Origin of the sequence: Vibrio cincinnatiensis DSM 19608, from assembly GCF_900167345.1 — a bacterium.
GTDB classification, from domain to species: domain Bacteria; phylum Pseudomonadota; class Gammaproteobacteria; order Enterobacterales; family Vibrionaceae; genus Vibrio; species Vibrio cincinnatiensis.
Window position 1 is genome coordinate 1 of sequence record NZ_FUXB01000034.1, and the last position, 5,878, is coordinate 5,878.

The 5,878-nt window shown below is 41.7% G+C and carries 4 protein-coding genes and 1 pseudogene; 3 read left to right on the plus strand and 2 right to left on the minus strand.

What is annotated here, in order from left to right:
• Nucleotides 1-369, plus strand: a pseudogene (locus B5D54_RS16480) (NADH:ubiquinone reductase (Na(+)-transporting) subunit F); the annotation flags it as partial.
• 91 nt (nucleotides 370-460) lie between these two features.
• Here the strand turns inward: B5D54_RS16480 and B5D54_RS16485 are convergent.
• Together B5D54_RS16485 and B5D54_RS16490 are read right to left on the minus strand one after the other, a co-directional pair.
• Nucleotides 461-1,138: a response regulator gene (locus tag B5D54_RS16485; protein ID WP_172459877.1), complete on the minus strand. Its 678-nt coding sequence runs from the start codon at nucleotides 1,136-1,138 to the stop codon at nucleotides 461-463.
• Nucleotides 1,131-2,738, minus strand: a complete 1,608-nt coding sequence (locus tag B5D54_RS16490) for an ATP-binding protein (RefSeq protein WP_078927619.1) — start codon at nucleotides 2,736-2,738, stop codon at nucleotides 1,131-1,133. Before B5D54_RS16490 ends, B5D54_RS16485 begins: the two co-directional genes overlap by 8 nt.
• A 400-nt stretch (nucleotides 2,739-3,138) precedes the next feature.
• Here B5D54_RS16490 and B5D54_RS16495 point away from each other — a divergent pair, with 400 nt between their 5' ends.
• Both B5D54_RS16495 and B5D54_RS16500 read left to right on the plus strand, forming a co-directional pair.
• Nucleotides 3,139-4,479: a cytochrome ubiquinol oxidase subunit I gene (locus B5D54_RS16495; RefSeq protein WP_078927620.1), complete on the plus strand. Its 1,341-nt coding sequence runs from the start codon at nucleotides 3,139-3,141 to the stop codon at nucleotides 4,477-4,479.
• Nucleotides 4,476-5,468 carry a cytochrome d ubiquinol oxidase subunit II gene (locus B5D54_RS16500; RefSeq protein WP_078927621.1) on the plus strand — a complete coding sequence of 331 codons (993 nt, stop codon included), beginning with the start codon at nucleotides 4,476-4,478 and terminating at the stop codon, nucleotides 5,466-5,468. The genes B5D54_RS16495 and B5D54_RS16500 overlap by 4 nt, the downstream gene beginning before the upstream one ends.
• Nucleotides 5,469-5,878: the final 410 nt, after the last annotated feature.

The following is a 5,878-nucleotide window of genomic DNA, read 5'->3' on the forward strand; positions in this document are numbered from 1 at the left end:
CCCATGCGTTCCCACATCTTTGACCAGCTTAAGCGTTTGAAATCAAAACGTAAGATGTCATTCTGGTACGGTGCCCGCTCTAAGCGTGAAATGTTCTATACGGAAGACTTTGATGGCTTAGCGGCAGAGAACCCGAACTTTGTTTGGCACTGTGCTTTATCAGACCCCATGCCAGAAGATAACTGGGATGGTTACACCGGTTTTATTCACAATGTCTTATATGAGCACTATCTCAAAGATCATGATGCGCCTGAAGATTGTGAATTTTACATGTGTGGTCCTCCGATGATGAATGCTGCCGTGATTGGTATGCTGAAAGATTTGGGTGTGGAAGATGAAAACATTCTGCTGGATGATTTCGGTGGTTAATGATGGGATCTGGCAGAGAGACGATGATCTGCTAATTTATTAAGAGAGAGGCCACCAAGGTAATCATGGTGGCCTTAATTTTTGTGGTGGTTTAGATGAGCTGATATAGGCGGCGTGGACGCCCTCCGGTTTTGTAATTGAGTACGAGACGTATGATTCCTTCCGATTCCAGAAACTCTAGATAACGGCGAGCCGTAATTCGACTAACGTTCATTTTTTCACCAATATCATCGGCCGAAAAATCATGCAGTTGCTCTTCTAGTAATAAGGTTTTCAAGGAGGCTAACGTGGTTGAGTCAATCCCTTTTGGTGTCTGGCGTAGCGGATTTGGCGGTGATTTTCCTAAAATTTCATCAATTTCGCCTTGGTCAACCGTCGAGGTGCGAGCGAGTTTGGCTTTATACTGTTTGTAATCTTCCAATGCTTGGTGTACACGGGAAATTCGGATGGGTTTTACCAGATAATCGGTGACCCCTAATTGAATGGCTTTTTGTACCGTGGCGGTTTCACGTTCTGCGGTCATCATAATAAAGTCGCAGTCTGCTTGCTGCTTTCGCCAGTGACGAATCAGTTCGATTCCGTTGCCATCAGGCAGAGTAATATCGACAAAAATCAACTTAGGTTTAAATGTTTCGTATTGAATCAAGGCATCAGCACAGCTTTCACTGGCGGCGATAACTAGAAAATCTGCATGTTTATTAATGGCAGACTCGAGCATATAACTTGCCCTCGCATCGTCTTCTAGTATCATAACGGTTATTTTATTCATGATCAGTGACTTTGTTTTTATCTAAGTAAACACTAAAGATAGTGGTGTTATCTTCCGTTCGTTCCCATTCAATACTCCCGTGAAAATAATCGACCCACTGTTTGACTAAATACAGACCGATTCCACTTTGTTCTGCATCCATCTTAGAGGTGACACCAAATTCCAGAATATGATCCGTAATTTGTTGACTGATTCCAGCACCACTATCTTGTATTTCAAAAATAACATGGTGACTTCGATCACTGAGATAGAGATGAACAGTTGGTGTTTGGTTTTCTCGGTTTTGCCAAGCTGCAAGTAGGGCATTATCAATAAGATTACCTAAAATAGTGACTAATTTTTCAGAAGTATTCTTAGAGTAATTGGAGAGGTGGCTATCTTCATCAATGACAAATTTAACGCCGATATCGGATGCTTTATTGAACTTAGCCAGCAACAAACCAGCGATCACACTGTTATTAATTAAGAGTACAATATTATGGATGATCGATTGATAACAGTCTGTTTCTAGTTGAATAAAATCAATGGCTTCGGAATGTTTTTTGCTCTGTAACATACCAGAGATCACATTGAGTTTATTTGAATATTCATGGGTTTTGCTCCTCAAGAGTTCAGCATAGTTTTTCAGATAGATGACTTCTCTCTCTAATTCATTTTGTTCTATATTAGCAAAAAATACGATGACTTGACCTTTGAGCCCTTTATTACTGGTTAATGGATAAATATCAGCTTTATATTGATGCTTCCCAATATTAAATTCACTTTGGTGTAGATGATTTTTTTGGTTTAATACTAAATGGCTTAGAGGTATAGAATAACGAGATAATGGATGATTAAGATAGTCATAGTGGTTACCTCCTTCCATAGAGAGTTTTTGAATAGCACTTTTATTAATTGTCGTGATGTTCATATTGTTATCCACGGCAATAATAGCATCATGGATACTGTTTAAAACCATTTCATGCTCCCGAAATTTATTAATAATAAACTCAGGCTCATAATCTAAAAAGGTACGTTTCATTTTTAGTAGGAACGTGCTTGCAATACTTATTCCTAACAAATATACCAAACCAATGAGAGTTGCTAGGTGGCTAAATTGCTCCAGTAAAATATCGGAGGTTTTTTCTGATAAATAGCCAATACTGACGGCTCCAATGATCTCGCCTTCTGAGCGGATGGGCGTAAAATTCCGAATGGCTTTTCCTAAACTCCCTTCGGAAACATTACTGTATTCCGTTCCATCCCGTAGAGTGGGGAGAATATCCTCTCCTATAAAGGGTTTTCCTATTCGGTCATGATCTGGGTGACTTAAGCGGATGGCTTGTTTGTCAACGACCACAATATACGAAGCATCGGTATGAGATCGGATATTTTCGATATAAGGGTTGAGAGCCTGCGGCGTTACCTGTGTATTTTGTAAAGTGACAGCATGGATAACGGTTGGATCATGAGCCACCACTCGAGCAAGCTCTAAACCTCGTGCCTGTAAGCCTTCTGTATAGGTATTTTGTAATAGATAGAAAATAGCGATAGTAACGACAATGACAATGGAAGAGGCCGTCGCAATCGTCGTCAAGGTGAGATAGCTTTTGAGTTTCATCCGCGATGTTTATCCCTTTGACTCGTGATGATGGGTGGTTCACTTGGATGCAATGATGACCCCACTCATTGGAAAGATCTCGCCGCTCTGAAATTCGAATAGCAAGCAGCAAAGTGTCACGATTGATGGGGCGAATTATAACTGAGAGTTATCGCTAAACACGATTCTTAGCCGATAAAATGTGTTATTGATCCCTTTTTATCTCGGTATATCCCATCGTTACATGAGTGTGTTTATCATGTCGTCAGTTGTACATTGCGTGTTTTTACAGCATGTAATGGGGTTTTACCTTCATCAGTCATTTTTTGTCACTATTCTCATTGATTCGATACACCTTTTTTCTCGGGTATTGCTAAAAAACTTGATACAAATCAAATTTGGTTAATCTTGAGGAAGAACGATGTTAGATACCCTCATGTTGTCGCGGATACAATTTGCCGCCAATATTAGTTTTCATATTTTATTTCCAACCATAACCATTGCATTGGCATGGATTCTTGTATTTTTTAAATGGCGATTTGTGCGAACACAAAGCCAGCTCTGGTTAGATCTTTATTATTTTTGGGTCAAAGTCTTTGCTTTAACTTTCGCTCTTGGCGTGGTTTCAGGGATCACCATGAGTTTTCAGTTTGGTACGAATTGGCCAGGCTTTATGGAAAAAGTGGGGAATGTCGCAGGGCCATTACTGGGCTATGAAGTGATGACCGCTTTCTTTATGGAAGCGACTTTTTTAGGGGTCATGCTGTTTGGACGAAATAGAGTACCAGAGTGGTTACATACTCTCGCAACGGTTTTGGTTGCGATTGGCACATCTCTCTCTGCATTCTGGATTTTAGTATTAAACAGTTGGATGCATACCCCAACGGGTTATGAATTGATTAATGGGGTTGTGCATGTCACCAGTTGGAAGGACGTGATACTGAATCCATCCATGCCTTATCGCCTCGTTCACATGTTATTGGCTTCTTTGCTGACGGCCTGCTTTGTGATTGCGGGGATTTCTGCTTATCAATCGTTACGTAATCCTCAATTAAAAGCGGCGCAGGTTGGTCTTCAAGTCGCTATTATTCTGGCGGCGATTGCGATTCCTGCACAAATTTTTGTTGGAGATTTGCACGGGTTGAATACGCTGGAACATCAGCCTGAAAAAATTGCTGCAATGGAGGGGGTATGGGAGACGGAGAAAGGCGCACCACTACTATTGTTTGCATGGCCAGATGAGGCAACACGTAGTAATCATTTTGAAATAGGGATACCTAAATTGGCCAGTCTTATCCTTACCCATGAACTTGATGGTGAAATTGTTGGGTTGAATGCGTTTGCTCCGGATCACCCACCCGTGAAACCCTTATTCTTTGGTTTTAGAATTATGGTGGGAATGGGAATCTTGATGCTTATGGTCAGTTGGTATGGTGCATGGCGCTATATTCGTCGACGTTCTTTACCCAAACCTTATTTGTACGGTGTTGTGGCAATGACTTTCTCTGGCTGGATTGCAACACTGGCTGGTTGGTATGTGACGGAAATTGGTCGTCAGCCTTGGTTGGTGAATGGGGTCTTGCGTACATCGGATGCCGTCACGACAGTGGCAAGCAGCTCGGTTGCTTTTTCATTAACCCTTTACTTAGTGGTATACGCAGTGTTGTTGATTGCTTATATCCATACATTATTTTATCTGGCCAGACAGTTTTCAGACGCTGAAGCCATCGCTGTGAATCCTCCGAAGAAGGCATCGATATGATTACTTATTTACCGGAAATTTATCTCTTATTACTTGGTTTCAGCGTATTTATGTACGCTGTGCTGGATGGCTATGATCTGGGTGTTGGTATTTTATTGCCTCGCCACAATCCAATACAACGAGATCGTATGATTGCTTCCATTGGTCCATTTTGGGATGCTAACGAAACTTGGTTGGTATTGGCGATAGGCATTCTATTGATTGCTTTTCCTAGCGCTCATAGTCTAATTTTGACTGAACTCTATTTACCCACGGCGTTGATGTTGATTGCGTTAATCATGCGTGGTGTAGCTTTTGACTTTCGGGCCAAAGCGAAAGCGGATCATAAAAATCATTGGGACTTGTGTTTTAAAACGGGTTCTTTACTCGCTGCATTAACGCAAGGTTATATGATTGGCCGTTATGTGATGAGTTTTGAAAGCTCATATCAAGCCTATGCGTTTGCATTACTCAGTGCGCTATGCGTTACCGCTGCTTATGTTTATATTGGTGGGGCGTGGTTAGTATTGAAAACCGAGGGTGAATTACAAAGACGAGCGGCTCGTTGGTCTCGACGTGCTGGCTGGTTAGCGGCGTTAGGTATTGTTGTTGTGAGTATAGTGAATCCTCTCTTTAGCCCAATCGTAGCAGAGCGCTGGTTTAGCTTTCCTGAAATGCTTTTACTGGCTCCGATACCGCTGGTCGTATTTTCAACCATTTTCATGGTAGACCGCTATTTACGGCGAGTGCCTGTTATGGATGACATGGGGGTCCAATGGCCATTTTTTGGCGTTATGTTGATTTTTGCGCTCAGTTTTTTAGGGTTGGCATACAGCTTTTTCCCTGATGTGGTCCCCGGCATCATGACGGCACAAGAGTCGGCAGCGTCAACGGCAAGCTTATTAGTGGTTGGAATAGGAGTGGTGATTGTGATGCCAATGATTTTACTTTACACCTTACTGGTTTATCGCATTTTCAAAGGCAAAGCGACCGACTTAAGTTATAAATAGTGGTATGAAATTCACCACCGAGGGAATGGGTGGTGAATAGATTATAGAGTGGGAGGTTATTATCTTAACGCTCCCATCGTTCTACATCACTTTACAAGCATATATGGACGCACCTCAGGATGCAATGACTGATTCAATGATACGGTCGCTAACATATATCCGACGTCTTTCTAGGTCTACTATGTGACCTGCGCCATGATGTAATCCGCTCCTCACTGTCTTTTCAAAGCCTCGGTTTCAATAACCTCGTTGCGTTATCAGAGTGTAGTAAGGATGGTTCACCGTTTATTCATCAGCTATTGCAAACTCAGTTGCTTCTTGAGGATATCTCCTTAGAACTTAGTATTTTTAGTCAAACAGGCTTAAATGCCTGATTAATATCGTATTCACTATTTTTCGCCAAGATGTGC

Coding starts and splice junctions, on each gene's coding strand:
- B5D54_RS16485 (WP_172459877.1), bottom strand. CDS start 1,138: ATGAATAAAATAACCGTTATGATACTAGAAGACGATGCGAGGGCAAGT.
- B5D54_RS16490 (WP_078927619.1), bottom strand. CDS start 2,738: ATGAAACTCAAAAGCTATCTCACCTTGACGACGATTGCGACGGCCTCT.
- B5D54_RS16495 (WP_078927620.1), top strand. CDS start 3,139: ATGTTAGATACCCTCATGTTGTCGCGGATACAATTTGCCGCCAATATT.
- B5D54_RS16500 (WP_078927621.1), top strand. CDS start 4,476: ATGATTACTTATTTACCGGAAATTTATCTCTTATTACTTGGTTTCAGC.